Genomic DNA, 15,308 nt, shown 5'->3' on the forward strand with positions numbered 1-15,308 from the left:
TACCAGCCGCCGCTGCCCCTACGCCAGTCCCAGCTCTACCAGGATAAACGCGTAATCCATGGCGATCTCTCGCAGGTAGTCGTAGCGGCCTGATGCGCCGCCGTGGCCTGCGTCCATGTTTGTATGCAGCAGCAGTGGCGTATCCGCATTCGTCTTGAGTGTCCGTAGCTTCGCTACGAACTTTGCGGGTTCCCAATACATCACCTGCGAATCATTCAGGCTGGTCTTTACCAGCGTCGCGGGATACGCGCCGGGCTGCAGGTTGTCATAGGGCGAATAACTGCGCATGTAAGTGAATGCTTCGGGCTCGTTCGGATTGCCCCACTCTTCATACTCCGCTACGGTCAACGGCAGCGTTGCATCGAGCATGGTGTTCATCACGTCGACGAAGGGCACGTGCGACAACACGACTCGGAATAGATCGGGTCGCAGGTTCACGACGGCACCCATCAGCAGGCCGCCTGCGCTACCGCCCTCAATGATGACCTTATCCTTTGCGCCGTATTTCTCTGCGATCAGGTGTTCTGTTGCTGCGATGAAGTCGGTGAAGGTGTTGCGCTTCACCATCATCTTTCCGTCGTCGTGCCATGCATCGCCCAGATCGCCGCCACCGCGAATGTGCGCGTAGGCCATCACGATACCTCGATCCAGCAACGAAAGACGGCTGGTGCCGAAGCCTACCGGCAGAGCATAGCCGTAGGAACCGTAGCCATAGACATACAGCGGATTCGTCCCGTCTTTCTTGAACGCATCGCGACGATAGACAAGCGACACCGGCACGCGGACGCCATCGCTCGCCGTCGCCCACACACGCTCGGAGGCGTAATGTTCTCGATCGAAGCCACCGGGCACTTCCTGCTGCTTCAGCAATGTCGAGATGCCTGTGGCGACGTCGTACTCATAGACGGATGCAGGTGTCACCAGCGATTGATAGCTGTAGCGTAGCGTGGTTGCGTCGAAGTTGCGATTGACGTGCAGACCTGCGCTGTAACTCGGTTCAGGAAAGGCAACGGTCGCAAAGTCCTTGCTCAATGTGTCGCCATCAAAGCGGAAGACGCGCATGCGATCCAGTCCCTGAACAATCTCAGAGGCGACGGCAAAGTGCTGGAAGACCTCGAAATCATCCAGCGGAATCTCTTTGTTCTCAGCAAACAGTTCTGTCCAGTGCTCACGATCGGGAGTTGCAACTGGCGCAGTGACCACGCGGAAGTTCTTGCCGGTGTCGTTCACGCGGATGTAGAAGAGACCGTCGCGATGATCCGGGTAATACTCCTGATCGGCAACGCGTTCGGCGAGTAGCTGGAACTCCGCAGTCGGTGTCATGGCATCGACGAAGCGATACTCCGAGGTCGTATGACTGCCGACTTCGAGGAAGAGAAACTTGCGATCGCGCGAACGGCCTACGCCAACGTTGAAGCGCTCGTCTTTCTCTTCGAAGACGAAGACATCGGTATCCGCAGCGGCGCCCAGCGTATGTCGCAGAACGCGGTCCTGCCGCTTCGTCTGTTCATCCTCTACCGTGTAAAGGATCATCTTCGCGTCAGGCGTCCATACCAGCGATCCAACGCGTTCCGCTGTGTCCGGAAGCACCTCACCCGTGCGCAGATCTTTCACGTGCAGGGTGTACTGGCGGAAGCCTGTCTCGTCTGTCGTGTACGCCAGCAGATTGCCGTCTGGACTAACCGAAAGCGCACCGAGTGCCATGAAGGGCTTGCCTTCGGCAAGCTTGTTCACATCGAGCAGAACTTCCTCTGGAGCGGTGGCGTCATAGCTCCGATCTGCGGCTGCGCGGCGGCGGCAGTGGATGGCATACTGCGAGCCTTCGATGGTGTGCGTGAAGTAGTACCAGTCACCATCGCGATAGGGGACAGAGGTATCGGTCTCCTTGATGTGCGAAAGCATCTCGCGATACAGCGTCTCCTGCAGGCCTTTCGTTGGCGCAAGGACCGTGTCGGTGTAGTCATTCTCCGCTTCCAGGTATGCCCGGACCTCAGCCGACTCTTTCTCGCGCAGCCAGAAGTAATCATCGTCGAGCGTTTGCCCATGCAGTTGCGTCGGGTGCGGGATGCGCGCTGCGGTAGGTGGCTGAACGGCTGGGTCGACTGCGGCAAGAAGGGGACTGTTCATCCTCTTCAGGATACAAACTCTCGCCTATGTTCGTATGCGAACAAAGTGGCGCGCCGTGGCGTAGCAACGGATTTGGCGCGTTCGGTCCCTAAACAACTGACCTGCGTGGAGATGCGCAGAGGTAGCCGGCACTTTCGCCGCTGCTGAACGAACGATCGATTTGCACGTAATGGGAGAATGACCATGAAGATCCGCACGCTTGCACTGACTGCCACGTTGTTCGCCTGTACCGCCACCGCAGCATTCGGACAGGGCTTCTCCGATAAGGACAAGAGCTTTCTGAAGGAGTCCACGCAGGACAACATGGCTGAAGTGAAGATGGCCGAACTGGCGCTGAAGACCACGAAGAACCCGAAGATCCGCAGCTTTGCAGAGAAGATGGTGACGGACCATAATGCTCTGCTGGCAGGCGCCAAGCCCGTAGCCGCCAAGGCTGGTGTAGAGCCACCCAAAACCGACGGCTTCGAAGCCAATGCCGACTACCTGAAGCTGAAGGTACTGACCGGTGAAACCTTCGATAAGAGCTATGTGAAGACCATGGTGAGCGATCACCATAGCGACCTGGACAAGATCAAGCAGGAGAACGCGGCGACATCGAATCCCGATATGAAGAAGCTAACGACGCACGCTGCGACCGTCGTTGCGGGGCACACGAAGATGGTCGACGCACTGGCAGGATCGATGGGCTTGCAGTAAGTTTCTCCAAACATCTGCGGCGGCGCAGAGGGCAGGCAACGCGCCTGCCCTTTGCTATGTCTCTCAGGTGTGATTGAAAACACGGAACATTTTCTGCGTCGCAGCGTATCATCAAGCGTGATGGCAGCACGGCTCCGGTATCTTTGGTTCTTCGTCGTTGCACTGGCTCTGTTCGGGTGTATTTTCCCCGCAGCCGCCGAGTCTGTGAAGTCGATGCCGCAACCGACGGCGTATATCAACGACTACGCGGGCGTTCTCAACGACTCTACGAAATCTGATCTTGATGCGCAGCTGAAGCAGCTGGATACGCAGGCGCATGCGCAGGTCTTCGTGGCAATCATCCACAAGATCGAAGACGACAACAGTCCAGCGGAATTCGCAAACCAGCTGTTCGCGAAATGGAAGCCGGGTTCCAAAGGATCCGATCACGGCGTGCTGCTGCTGTTATCCGTGGAAGATCACAAGTATCAGTTTGAGATTGGCTACGGTCTCGAAGGCATTCTGCCCGATGCCAAGACCGGCGATATCGGTCGGGAGATGGTGCCGGACCTGAAGGCCGGCAGCTACGACGGCGCGGTACGCACAGCGGTCAACGACCTGACAAACATCATCGCGCAGGATGCTGGCGTTACGCTCGATGTACCGCAGCACACCTACCGTCGGCAGACCGTGCGACAGAAGTCGGGTGCCAGCGGCATCATCGGTTTCCTGGTCGTTTTGTTCATCATCTTCCTGCTCATGCGCGGCGGCGGTCGCGGGGGGCCGGGCGGCTTCCTGACCGGTATGCTGTTGGGCAATATGCTTGGCGGTAGTCGATATCGCGGCGGTGGCGATGGTGGATTTGGTGGCGGCTTCGGCGGCGGTGGTGACAGCGGCGGTGGCTTCGGCGGCGGTGGCGGCGGCAGTTCGGGCGGCGGCGGTGCCGGTGGCGGCTGGTAAGTTTTCGAGGGTGAACAGATGGCACAGATGCTGGAAGGCAATTCAAGTGGGGGAACGATGAAAAAGGGCTTGATCGGTCTGATTGTGGCGGTTGTACTCATTGGCCTGGTGGCGATGAGCTTTATCTCCGCGAAGAACTCGATCGCGGTGAAATCAAACGGGATTGACGCGGCTTTCAGCGAGGTTGATGTCAACCTGCAACGGCGCGCCGATCTGATTCCGAACCTGGTCGCCAGCGTCAAGGGCTATGCCAAGGTAGAGACCAATATCCTCACCGCCATCGCAGAGGCTCGCAGCGGCTTGCTGCAGGCGCGCACGCCTGACGAGAAGCTTGCAGCGAACGATCGTCTGTCCGCCACGCTGCTGCCGCTTACGCGCATGCAGGAGGCTTACCCGGACCTAAAGAGCAACCAGCAGTTCATGCGGCTGGAAGATGAGCTCTCGGGTACGGAGAACCGTATTGCCGTCGCACGCAAGCGTTACAACGACTCCATCCTGGACTACAACAATACGATCGCAGTCTTCCCGAACAGCATGTGGGCCAGCATCGCCGGTTACAAGCCGCGGACGACATACTACCGCGCGGATCCAGGTTCTGCCACGGTTCCGAAGGTCGACTTCGATAAGTAGTTCAATCGAAGCAGAAAGAATGGCCGGGATGGCAGCGAAAGCTGATCCGTCCTGGCCTTTTTTTTGCGACAAGCTTATGGATAGAAAGGGAAGTAGCGTGACGAACTACCGGTCTCGGTCTGTCACGTAACCTGGCACCCACAACAGTGCGCGTAAAGCCCGGCCCGCCTCAGCATTGGCTTGTGGCAGATCGGCAATCGACTGACGAGCAGCTTCGGCGTACGCGCGGGCGGCGTCCATCGCATAGTCCAGAGAGCCGTGGCCGCGCAGGATGTCGAGGATGGTTGAGTGCTTTACGCGGGTAAAGCTGCGGTCGGCCAGAACGGTCCGAATGGCCTCGCGCTCGGCACCGGTACCGCGTTCCAATGCATGAATCACGGCCAGGGTAGCCTTACCCTCGCGGAGATCGCTCGCGGCGGGCTTGCCCAGTGTTGCTTCTTCGCCCGTCAGGTCCAGTACGTCATCGACGATCTGAAATGCAAGTCCAAGGTTGCGGCCATACTCGCCCAGCTGTTGTTCGACAGTTTCGTCCACACCGGCCAGTGCCGCGCCGAGTTGCATGCTCACCTTGAACAGCATTGCGGTCTTGCGGAAGATCAGGTCGAAGTACTCTTCTTCATTAATCAGGTGGCCAAGCTTCTGCATCTGCAGGAGCTCACCTTCGACCATCTGCTGGGTCAAGCCGATCAGCAGATCGAGGATCTTGAAGTTTCGTTCGTCCAGCGCAGTCTGGAAGGACTGCATGTAGAGCCAGTCGCCGGCCAGGACGCATTTGCTGGCACCCCAGGCGGTGTTTGCGCTGGGCTTGCCGCGGCGAGTCTGCGCCTCATCGATGATGTCGTCGTGGACCAGCGTTGCCGTGTGCAGCATCTCTACGACCGCGCCCAGCCTGATCCGGCTCTCGCCGGTGAATCCGAGGGCCTTTGCAGAGAGCAGCAGCAGGAGTGGCCGGATGCGCTTGCCGCCACCTGAGAGCAGGTAGCGGGCGATGTCCTGAATGACTACGACTTCCGACTTGGACTGGCGTCCAAACTCCCGCTCAACGGCGGAAAGGTCGTCGCGGACAAGGTCAAAGACCTCTTTCGCGGTCGCAATGGGTAAGGAACTCACGCATCTTTGACTTTATCAGTAACCGCAGCGTCACACACTATTTCAGAACGTTCGTCCTGTTGGAAGCGGGGATATGTTCTTCGTGTGCAACGCAAAAAGGGTGCCCCACGGGTCGCTGTGTGGCACCCAGTCACTGTCCACGGTTAGTTCGAGCGGTAGTTTGTAAACTGCAGTTCCACGCCAATATCCTTGCCCTTCAGCAGGGTAATGATCTGCTGAAGAACATCGCGATCCTTGCTGACGACGCGAACGGTCTCGCCCTGAATGGAGGCCTGCGCCTTCAACTTGGAGTCTTTGATGGCCGCCACGATCTTCTTCGCGGCATCGGACTGGATACCCTGCTTCAGCTTGACCTTCTGGCGGACGGAACTGTTCGCGGCGGGCTCAATCTTCTCGTATTCGAGGTTCTTCAGGCTGATGCCGCGCTTGACCATCTTCTGCTGCAGGATCTCGGTCACGGCCTTGATGGTGTACTCATCCTGCGACGCCAGCAGGATGTTCTCATCGCCACCCTCGAGCGTGATGGTGGACTTCGAGTTCTTCAGATCGAAGCGGGCGTTAACTTCCTTGGTCGCCTGCTCGATGGCGTTCTTAACTTCCTGGATCTCGACCTTGCTCACAACGTCGAAGCTATTTTCGGCTGCCATTGTTGTTCTCCTTGCCAGTGGTGCAGTCTTGCTGTGGTGCGTGGGAGTGCTATGTGTTCAGAGCACCGAATCCGTGCGGCGCGTTGCCGGGCCATTCTACGTACTTCCGCAAGACCGCTACGTCGTCACGTCGAATAGCCGTGCAAAGTTTGCTGTGGTTTCTGCTGCAAGTTGCTCTAACGAAATGTTGCGAAGTCCGGCGACGAACTCTGCCGTAACGCGGGTACGGCCGGGCTCGTTGCGTTCGCCCCGATGCGGGACAGGGGCGAGAAACGGCGCGTCCGTCTCGACGAGGTAACGGTTGGAGGGAACAAGCTCAGCTGCTTCGCGGATAGAAGGGAAGCGGGAGTAGGTAACGTTTCCTGCGAAGGACAAGTAGAAGCCGAGGTCCAGGGCGTGCCGAGCCTCGTCGGCCGAGCCCGAGAAGCAGTGCATCACGCCTACTCCACCCTCGCTGCTGAAGTGCTCTGCGATCAGCCGCAGCAGGTCGTCCTGCGCATCGGCCGGTCCAAAGCGTTCCTTGGCCTGCGGCGTGGCGAGATCGCTGGTCCTGCAGTGGATCAGGATGGGCTTTTTCACCGCAAGTGCGATCTCCATCTGCGCGAGAAAGGCTCGCTGTTGCACGTCGATATCAGGGTTGTCGGAATGGTAGTAGTCCAGGCCGATCTCGCCAATGGCGACGACGTTGGGGTCTGCCGCGAGGGTTGTCAGCTTCGCTAACGATGCTTTGTTCGCGTGTGCCGCCTCCTGCGGATGAATCCCGGCGCTACAGACAATGCGTGGCGCGGCAGCGTTGCCCCTGTACTTCACGGCAAGGTCACGCGCGCGATGCATCGTCTCCGGGCCGTCTCCGATCCCGACGGCAAGGATAGTCTTGACGTCGGACTCGAGTGCGCGCGTCAATACCGCGTCGAGGTCGTCGGCATAGCTGGAGAAGTCGAGATGTGCGTGTGAATCAACGATGTGCATAAGGTTACCGAATCGGGTTGGCAATGCCATACCCATCCCTCTATTCTGTCATCCCACAGGCATTCACAGAACGACACGCGACAGCGCGGAGAGACAGAACGATGGGTGAGCTTCTCCGTAGTCATCTTCTGATGGCGCTTGGTCTATGGTGCGGGTCCGCCGTCGCTCAGATCCTGCATCCGCAGCAACCGATGCCTTCGTTTGAAGTGGCCACGATAAAACCCTGGAAGCCGAGCCAACCGGCACCCACAGCCGATGGTGGTCCCGGTGCGGTGAAGAAGATTGTGAAGATGGCTCCGGTAGGGTCGCCCCCGCTCTCGCAGCGCGTTCACTTCATCGGCCAGATCCAGTTGCTGATCGAATCCGCCTACAATCTGCCGGTGTCATCGGGTAATCGCATTCTGGGTGGTCCGGAGTGGGTACGCAGCGAGGGCGACCGTTATGAGCTCATGGCGAAGATCGACGACGCAAAATTCGCCGAGATGCAGCGCCTCACCGTCTCGCAACAGCAAGGCCAGGTCGCACGGATGGAGCAGACGCTCCTGGCGGAGCGCTTGGGTCTGAAGGTGCATTTTGAGATGCGGGAGATGCCCGTCTACACGCTCGTGATCGCCAAGGGTGGAGCGAAGCTCACCGCCTCATCAGGGAGCGATCCGAGCCGGCTTACAGTGGCCAGAAGCGAAGGAGAAAATGATCTTGCGGCGAAGTCTGTGACAATGGACGAGCTCGTACGATCGCCCTTCCTGCGCGGGATCGGCAGGCCTGTGTTCAATCAAACCGGGATAGTTGGTCCTTGTGACTTCTCACTCAAATGGTCTGCGGATGAGGTGGCTTCCTCGGAGGGAAGCAGTGCGGTTCCCGGTCTGTTCCCTGCGTTGGAAGAGCAACTAGGGCTGAAGCTTGTCGCATCGAGAGGGCCGGTCGAGGTAATCGTCATCGATCACATCGACCGGCCTTCAGATAACTAAGCGAAGCCTAGCGTAGTCGCGCGCCGATCTCGATGTCTTCGAGGAAGCTCGCGAGTGCTGGTGTGCCGTCGCCGACTGAGGCAGCAACGACCATGCCCTGCGACTCGTAGCCGCGCAGCTTGCGTGGCGCGAGGTTTGCGACGATGACGACCTTCCGGCCCACCAGCTTCTCCGGCTCGTAGAACTGTGCGATGCCTGCGAGGATCTGGCGCTTCTCATAGCCAAGGTCGACTTCAAGACGCAGCAGTTTGTCAGCCTTCGGGATGCGCTCGGCGACGAGCACCTTCGCTACGCGGAGATCGACCTTGATGAAGTCGTCGATGGTGATCTCGGGGGTATCAGGCTTGGTCGCGACCTTAGGATCAACGGCCGCGATTTCCGTTGCTGGCGCGGCCTCTGCGCGCGGCGATGCTGTTGGAGTTCCATCGGCGATGGGTGTCAGAGGCTGTTCGCCTTCTGCGAGGTTTTGCGGTGCGTTGGGGTCGATTGCTGCGGGCTTTTGTTCTGCGTCGTTCATACGTGTGATCAGTTCTTTCTCCGCGCGCGGGAAGATCGGCGCGATGGTTCCAAGCCTGGTGTTCGCAGCGAACCCGCCGCGGGAAAGGTCGCGTAGTTCGCCGAGTTCCGCGGCACGTTCGATGCTGCCAAGGCCCAGTTGCTCCCACACGCGTGCAGTGGCGTAAGGCAAAACTGGATGCAGCAGTGCGGTGATGATGCGGATGCTCTTCGCGGCGGTCCGGAGCACTTCGGCGAGGCGCTCGCGTTGCGCAGGATCCTTCGCCAGCTTCCACGGTGCGTTGGCTGTGAGGTACTGATCCGTCGCAGCGACGAGTGCTGACGTCGCAGAGACGGCAGCGGTGAACTCTTGCCGCTCAAGAGCTCCGCGCACGCTATCGATCGCTTCGGCAGTGGCCGCCGTAAGCTCCGTCGTCAGACCGCTCTCTGGGATCACGCTTTCGAAGTTCTGCGCGATCATGTTCAGCGTACGGCTTACGAGATTGCCGTATCCGTTGGCCAGGTCGCTGTTGTAACGGGCAACAAGCGCGTCAAAGCTGAACGATCCGTCCTGCCCGAAGGGGATCTCACGCAGCAGGAAGTAGCGAAGCACGTCCGCGCCGAAGAGATCCTGCTCATACTTCTCGGTGTCCGGTTTGAGCGATCCGAAGGCATCGAGGATTGTCTCAGTCCGCACAATGTTGCCGCGGCTCTTGGACATCTTCGATTCTTCGAAGAGCAACCAGCCGTGCGCGACGATCTTCTTTGGCAGCGGCAGGCCTGCGGCGAGCAGGAAGGCCGGCCAGTAGACGCAGTGGAAGCGGACGATCTCCTTGCCAACGAAGTGCAGATCGGCGGGCCAGAAACGCGCGAACATCTCTGCGCCATCTTCGGTGTCATCGCCGTATCCGACGGCCGTCATGTAGTTCGCCAGGGCGTCCAGCCATACATAAATGACGTGCTTTTGAGACGTTTCAGATGCTGCAATGTCCGGCACCGGGATGCCCCAGTCGAAGCTTGTGCGCGAAACGCTCAGATCCTTCACTGCACCCGGCACGTAGGCGACGCCGGTATCGCTCAGCAGCGTCTCCGAACCGTCGTTCACGTTGCCGCGGAGGAAGCTAAGGACCTCGTTCTTGCGGGCCTCGGGGGTAATGGTCAACTGGTTCGATTCGATCAGGTCGATGAGCGGCTTTTGGAAGGAGGAGAGCCGGAAGTAGAAGTTCTCTTCCGTGATAGTCTCGGTCGGCTTGCCGTCGGGGCCTATGGTGCCCGGGGGACCTTCGACGAACATCTCCTCACCAACGGAGTACTGGCCGGTGTAGCTGTCGAGGTAGATGTGGCCGCGCTGGTAGAGCGCCGTGAACAGCTTCTGCACGCCGCGCTTATGCTTCGCATCGGTCGTGCGGATGTACTGGTCATACGTGATCCCCATCCGGTGCCAGAGCGAGCGGAAGCTGGCGCTGACGTCGTCGGCGAACTGTTGGGGCTCGATGCCTGCGGCTGCGGCGGAGCGGCCGATCTTCTGGCCGTGTTCGTCGGTGCCTGTTAGGAAGTAGGTGTCGGCACCATCAATGCGTTTGCGGCGCGCAAGTGTGTCTGCGGCAATGGTGGTGTACGCGTGGCCGATGTGCGGGCGCGCGTTGACGTAGTAAATCGGGGTCGTTATATAGAACTTTTCAGGCATCGCGGCTGATGCCAAGTTTACCAGTGCGACAGCGGTCATCCATTGCATCCAAGGGTGGAACGCGCGGATCGGTGTGGATTGACGGTCAACTTGTCCGCCATCGTCGCCGTCTACAATGTCAGCCATGGGCAAGATGACAGTCGTAACGGGAGCTGCGGGATTTATTGGCCGCAATGTAGTGGCGGAGCTGAATCGCCGCGGGCAGACCGACCTGCTGCTGGTCGACGACCTGGGCACCGATGAGAAGTGGAAGAATCTGGTCGGCCTGAAGTACGAAGACCTGTTGCCCATTGACGACTTTCTTGACCGTGTTCACAGCGACAGCGAAAGCGCTCTGCCTGAGATCGACGGCATCGTGCACCTGGGCGCGTGCAGCGCCACCACCGAGAAGGACGCGGACTATCTGCTGACCAACAACTACGCCTACACCCGCACCCTGTGCGAGTGGGCGCAGGTGCATGGCGTGAGGTTTGTCTACGCTTCCAGCGCGGCCACGTACGGCGATGGCGCGCTGGGCTATGACGACAGTGACGCTGTCACACCGAACCTGAAGCCGCTGAACATGTACGGCTACTCAAAGCACATGTTTGACCTGTGGGCCCTCCGCAACAACCTGTACAGCGGTGCGAATCCCATCGCAGGGTTGAAGTACTTCAATGTCTATGGACCTTACGAGGACCACAAGGATGACATGCGCTCCGTCGTCCACAAGAGCTTCGGCCAGGTGGGCGAGGGCGAGGGCAAGGTGAAACTTTTCAAGAGTCACAAGCCTGAGTACAAAGACGGCGAGCAGATGCGCGACTTCGTTTATGTGAAGGACGCAGTCGCCGTGACGCTATGGCTGCTGGAAAACCCAAGTATCGGTGGCCTGTTCAACTGTGGCACCGGCATCTCACGCACCTGGCGCGACCTGGTTACGGCGGTCTATGCTGCGATCGGCAAGGAACCGAAGATCGAATACATCGACATGCCCGAGAGCCTGCGCGAAAAGTACCAGTACTACACCGAAGCCAAGCCCGATAAGTTGCGGGCCGCTGGGTATGACAAGCCATTCACCACGCTCGAAGATGGCATCCGAGATTACGTGAAGAACTATCTGCAGGCGCGGAAGGCATAGGCATGGCTGAGGCTTCGATCAGGGCCGATGGTTCGATTTTCCAGCACAACGTGTCGGATGCCACCGCAATGCTGCAGTCGCTGTTGAAGCTGGAGCCCCAGGTGGAACAGGCGGCATCGCTGCTGGCGAAGGCACTGCTGGGTGGCAACAAGCTGCTGGCCTGTGGCAACGGTGGCTCGGCAGCGGACGCATCGCACCTGACGACGGAGTTTGTCGTGCGCTTCCAGGCTGATCGCCGGCCCTATCCCGCGATCAGCTTTGCGACCAACGGTGGCGATCTGACTGCTTGCGGTAACGACTACGGTTTTGACGAGATCTTTGCGCGGCAGGTACGAGCCTACGGCCACAAGGGAGACGTGCTGTTTGCCTTCACTACCAGCGGCAACAGCGAGAATGTTCTGCGCGCGCTCCTGACCGCGAAGGAGACCGGTGTCACCACCGTCGCCTTCCTTGGCCGCGACGGTGGCCGCTCCGGTGGCATTGCCGACGTTGAATTCCTCGTGGAGCATGGCGTCACAGCCCGCATCCAGGAAGCGCACAAACTGTTGCTGCACACGATCTGCGAGCTGGTTGAGGTTCGGCTGCACGCCGCAGCCTCCGCGGGCCATCAACCCCTGACATAAGAAACACGGCAAGGATTTACGAACAGATGAGCATTCGCATTGGCATTGACCTGGGCGGCACCAAGATTGAGGGCCGCGCCTTTGACGAGCACGGACACGAGCTGGACCGCCTGCGCGTCGCGACACCGCGTGAAGATTACCCCGGCACCATTGAGGCGATCGTCGACGTTGCGCATTCCCTGGAAGTACGCGTCGGCTCCAAGGGAACTGTCGGTGTGGGCATTCCAGGCTCCGTCGTGCGATCGACCGGGCTTGTGAAGAACGCGAACTCTACGTGGCTGAACGGCCGCGCCATCGAGGTCGACCTGACAAAGCGCATGGGCCGTGAGGTCCGCTGTGCCAATGACGCCAACTGCCTGGCAGTCTCCGAGGCGACCGATGGTGCGGGTGCGGGTTACGCCGTCGTCTTCGGCGTCATCATCGGCACTGGCTGCGGTGGCGGCCTTGCCATCAACGGGCACGTACACAATGGTCCGAATGGCCTGGCAGGCGAGTGGGGCCACAATCCGCTGCCCCGCCAGACCGCCGCGGAGTGGCCCGGCCCTGTCTGCTACTGCGGCAAGCTGAGCTGCATTGAGATGTGGTGCTGCGGTACCGGTCTGGAGCGGGACTTCCGGACTGTGACGGGTAAAACTCTGCGAGGGCCGGAAATCGTTGCAGCGAGTGTGGCAGGCGATGCCGACGCCGAGGCCGCGATCGTACGGTTCGAAGATCGCCTCGCCAAGAGCCTGGCAACGATCTATAACTCACTGGACCCGGACTGCATTGTGCTCGGTGGCGGCCTGTCGCAGCTGGACCGGCTGTACACAAATCTGCCGCCGCTGATCTCGACCTATACGTTTGGCGGGCCGGTGGAGACACCGATCAAGAAGGCCGTCCACGGAGATGCGAGTGGTGTGCGCGGTGCGGCCTGGCTTTGGCCATCGGCTGCAGTTTAAGCCAGGGCATCTACCTTCCTGAAGCCAGTTTGTCATCCCTTCGCTTCACGGAATGACAAACTGGTAAGGACTCGGCAGGGACGCCAACTACAGCGCAGCGTGCTCCAGATCCACACTCAGCCACTGACCCTTCTCAATCGCCGCACGGATTTGTGCGGGCGTCTTGCCGAGCTTTGTCTGCTGGTAAGCGAAGACCGCTTCCTTCATACAGGTGGAGCACTCGGCGCCGTGCAGGCCTTCGAAGCAGCTATGGAGGCTATTGTGGCCCATGGCCTGATCGCAGCGGCAGTAACAGGGCATCTGGTGTAGAACGGGCTGAATCTTGGCCGCCATCTTGTACGCCGTGACCTGATACGGATGGGAGAAGTAAACACCGGTGGTCTGCGCTCCGGAGAGGACGGGCGGCAGCGGCTTGGTGGGTGCGCCGTTGTTGTACGCGGGAATATCCGCAGACGGGTTCGACCACTGCGCGCAGGCGGCAACAGTCAGCAGGGCAATGGCGAGCAGCGGCAGCAGGCGTTTCATGTGTCCATGATAATCCCGTGGGGCTTGCTCTGAGGTATCTGATGGCTCAGCAGTCGAAGCTCACGGTCGCGTGATCGCTCACCCTTTTGCTTCGCGACGAACCCGACCCGGGATGATCGTCATTCGATTTGAGGATGAGTGCGCTAAGCAAAAAAAAGCCCGTATCGACGATTACCGCCGATACGGGGGAGGCCAGTGACGCAACTTGTAGCGGAGGGAGAAACTCAACCTTCGCAGAACCTTTGGGCAACAACCGCGCCCACACACAGTATGACGCAAATCGGGGTTTGAAGTTGCTGTTTGGTACGTAAAAATGCAGAAATATATAAAAAACAGTAGAAATGGCCGAGTATGACGTCAGCGGCCGTTCCCCTCTGCTAGCCGGGCGGCGGCACGTTTGTCAGATGCCCAACCCGCTTTGGTCACTTGCCTAGCGCGCCCAAGTGCCAAGGCGTCGGCCGGAACGTCTTCCGTAATGCTCGATCCTGCAGCAACATAGGAGCCACTTTCTAAAGTGACGGGTGCAATCAGCGTTGAGTCCGAACCTACAAAAACACCATCACCAATGGTTGTGCGGTGCTTGTGGACGCCGTCGTAGTTGCAGGTGATGACTCCCGCGCCGATGTTTGACCCGGCCCCGATGGTCGCGTCGCCCAGGTAGGCAAGGTGGTTGGCCTTTGAGCCCTCTCCCAAGGTCGTTTTCTTCGTCTCTACGAAGTTGCCGACGTGGGCGCGGGCGCCAATCTGGCTTTCGGGACGAATGTGAGCGTAGGGGCCAAGCTGCGCTCCGTCGCCGACCGTGGAGTCGGTGAGGATGCAGCCGTTGCGGATGAGGACGCCCTCGCCGATCGTGCAATTTTCGATGACAGAGAAGGAGCGGATGCGGCAGTTGGCACCAATGGTTGTGGCGCCCAAAAGCTGAACGAAGGGTTCGATGACCGTGTCTGCCGATACCTGGACTGAAGCGTCGATGACGCAGGTGTCCGGCCGAAAGATGGTGACGCCGGCCGCCATCAGCCGGGCGGCAGACCGCTCACGGAAGCTGGCGTCGAGGTGCATCATCTCCGCAATGGTATTCGCGCCGAGCACTTCGTCGACGGAGTCCGCGGCGATGGCGACGACGCGCTCCTCATCATGCACGAGCATCGCGGCGATGTCCGTCAGGTAGAACTCACCGGCAGAGTTGGTGTTCGCGAGCTTGCCAAGTCTGTCGAAGAGTGCGCTGGTGCGAAAGGCATAGATGCCACTGTTGATCTCGCGCAGGCGCTCGGGAGTGGCGAGCTCATCTTCGGAGAGAGACTTCTGCTCGACGATGCCGCTGACATCCTCGGAGCCGTCCTGCTTGCGGAGTACGCGGCCGTACCCGGTGGGGTCGGGTGGAATGGCCGTGAGGATCGTCATCGCTGCGTTCTGCTTTAGATGCGTGGTGCGCAGGGCGGTGATGGTCTCCGGGCGGATGAGCGGCACGTCGCCGGAGAGGACGATGAGGTGCGTAGGCGGCGTGGTGCCGGTCTCGGCATACCAGTCGCGGACGCACTGCAGTGCGTGGCCCGTGCCGAGTTGCTGCGGCTGCAGCACAAAGCGGACGCCGGTAGGCGCTGCGGCCGCCTGAATCTGTGCTGCCTGGTGACCGACGACGACGAGAATGTCTGCAGCCGAGACCTGGGTTCTGGCTGCGTCGATAACGTGCAACAGAAGCGCTTTACCGCCGACGGCGTGCAGAACCTTGGGGCGGGCGCTCTTGAGTCGCGTGCCTTTGCCCGCGGCCATGACGACAATGCCGAAATCACTCATGCACCCGATGCTACGACGAAGCGGCCGGACGTGCTTTGACGGT

The 15,308-nt window shown here is 59.8% G+C and carries 14 protein-coding genes; 7 read left to right on the forward strand and 7 right to left on the reverse strand.

Annotated features, from left to right (window positions below):
- Positions 1-18: 18 nt before the first annotated feature.
- Positions 19-2,127 carry a S9 family peptidase gene (locus tag BLW03_RS17625; RefSeq protein WP_074655325.1) on the reverse strand — a complete coding sequence of 703 codons (2,109 nt, stop codon included), beginning with the start codon at positions 2,125-2,127 and terminating at the stop codon, positions 19-21.
- Between the two features lie 183 nt (positions 2,128-2,310).
- On the opposite strand from BLW03_RS17625, the gene BLW03_RS17630 reads away from it, so the two are divergent.
- From BLW03_RS17630 to BLW03_RS17640, 3 genes are all read left to right on the forward strand, one after another.
- A complete protein-coding gene (locus tag BLW03_RS17630; RefSeq protein ID WP_170835073.1) occupies positions 2,311-2,823 on the forward strand; it encodes a DUF4142 domain-containing protein in 513 nt (170 codons plus the stop codon).
- Positions 2,824-2,943: 120 nt separating this feature from the next.
- Positions 2,944-3,762, forward strand: a complete 819-nt coding sequence (locus BLW03_RS21165; protein ID WP_074655327.1) for a TPM domain-containing protein — start codon at positions 2,944-2,946, stop codon at positions 3,760-3,762.
- A gap of 57 nt (positions 3,763-3,819) precedes the next feature.
- Positions 3,820-4,392 (forward strand): LemA family protein, encoded by a 573-nt coding sequence (locus BLW03_RS17640; RefSeq protein WP_074656118.1) that lies wholly within the window; start codon positions 3,820-3,822, stop codon positions 4,390-4,392.
- 105 nt (positions 4,393-4,497) lie between these two features.
- Here BLW03_RS17640 and BLW03_RS17645 read toward each other — a convergent pair whose 3' ends face one another.
- From BLW03_RS17645 to BLW03_RS17655, 3 genes are all read right to left on the reverse strand, one after another.
- Positions 4,498-5,502, reverse strand: coding sequence for a polyprenyl synthetase family protein (locus BLW03_RS17645; protein WP_074655328.1), 1,005 nt, complete (start codon positions 5,500-5,502; stop codon positions 4,498-4,500).
- 143 nt (positions 5,503-5,645) lie between these two features.
- Positions 5,646-6,149 carry a YajQ family cyclic di-GMP-binding protein gene (locus BLW03_RS17650; RefSeq protein ID WP_074655329.1) on the reverse strand — a complete coding sequence of 168 codons (504 nt, stop codon included), beginning with the start codon at positions 6,147-6,149 and terminating at the stop codon, positions 5,646-5,648.
- Positions 6,150-6,266: 117 nt separating this feature from the next.
- Positions 6,267-7,148, reverse strand: coding sequence for a TatD family hydrolase (locus BLW03_RS17655; RefSeq protein ID WP_244502142.1), 882 nt, complete (start codon positions 7,146-7,148; stop codon positions 6,267-6,269).
- A 71-nt stretch (positions 7,149-7,219) separates the two neighbouring features.
- Here BLW03_RS17655 and BLW03_RS17660 point away from each other — a divergent pair, with 71 nt between their 5' ends.
- Positions 7,220-8,086 (forward strand): TIGR03435 family protein, encoded by an 867-nt coding sequence (locus BLW03_RS17660; RefSeq protein WP_074655330.1) that lies wholly within the window; start codon positions 7,220-7,222, stop codon positions 8,084-8,086.
- A 7-nt stretch (positions 8,087-8,093) separates the two neighbouring features.
- On the opposite strand, the gene metG is transcribed toward BLW03_RS17660, so the two are convergent.
- On the reverse strand, positions 8,094-10,268 hold the full coding sequence (metG, locus tag BLW03_RS17665) for a methionine--tRNA ligase (RefSeq protein WP_074656120.1): 2,175 nt from the start codon (positions 10,266-10,268) through the stop codon (positions 8,094-8,096).
- 124 nt (positions 10,269-10,392) lie between these two features.
- Here metG and rfaD point away from each other — a divergent pair, with 124 nt between their 5' ends.
- Genes rfaD through BLW03_RS17680 form a run of 3 tightly spaced genes read left to right on the forward strand, consistent with a single transcriptional unit; the run spans position 10,393 to position 12,946 of the window.
- Positions 10,393-11,385, forward strand: a complete 993-nt coding sequence (gene rfaD / locus BLW03_RS17670; protein ID WP_244502143.1) for an ADP-glyceromanno-heptose 6-epimerase — start codon at positions 10,393-10,395, stop codon at positions 11,383-11,385.
- Positions 11,386-11,387: 2 nt separating this feature from the next.
- Entirely contained in the window at positions 11,388-12,008 is a 621-nt protein-coding gene (locus BLW03_RS17675) for a D-sedoheptulose-7-phosphate isomerase (protein WP_074655331.1), read from the forward strand.
- Between the two features lie 26 nt (positions 12,009-12,034).
- The gene (locus BLW03_RS17680; RefSeq protein WP_170835074.1) at positions 12,035-12,946 is read left to right on the forward strand and encodes an ROK family protein; all 912 of its coding nucleotides are present in this window, start codon (positions 12,035-12,037) and stop codon (positions 12,944-12,946) included.
- Positions 12,947-13,033: 87 nt separating this feature from the next.
- Here the strand turns inward: BLW03_RS17680 and BLW03_RS17685 are convergent, their stop codons facing one another.
- Both BLW03_RS17685 and glmU read right to left on the reverse strand, forming a co-directional pair.
- Positions 13,034-13,471 carry a CYCXC family (seleno)protein gene (locus tag BLW03_RS17685; protein WP_074655332.1) on the reverse strand — a complete coding sequence of 146 codons (438 nt, stop codon included), beginning with the start codon at positions 13,469-13,471 and terminating at the stop codon, positions 13,034-13,036.
- Positions 13,472-13,828: 357 nt separating this feature from the next.
- Positions 13,829-15,265, reverse strand: coding sequence for a bifunctional UDP-N-acetylglucosamine diphosphorylase/glucosamine-1-phosphate N-acetyltransferase GlmU (gene glmU, locus BLW03_RS17690; RefSeq protein ID WP_074655333.1), 1,437 nt, complete (start codon positions 15,263-15,265; stop codon positions 13,829-13,831).
- Positions 15,266-15,308 lie beyond the last annotated feature (43 nt).

It is taken from the genome of Terriglobus roseus, assembly GCF_900105625.1.
Classification (GTDB): domain Bacteria; phylum Acidobacteriota; class Terriglobia; order Terriglobales; family Acidobacteriaceae; genus Terriglobus; species Terriglobus roseus_B.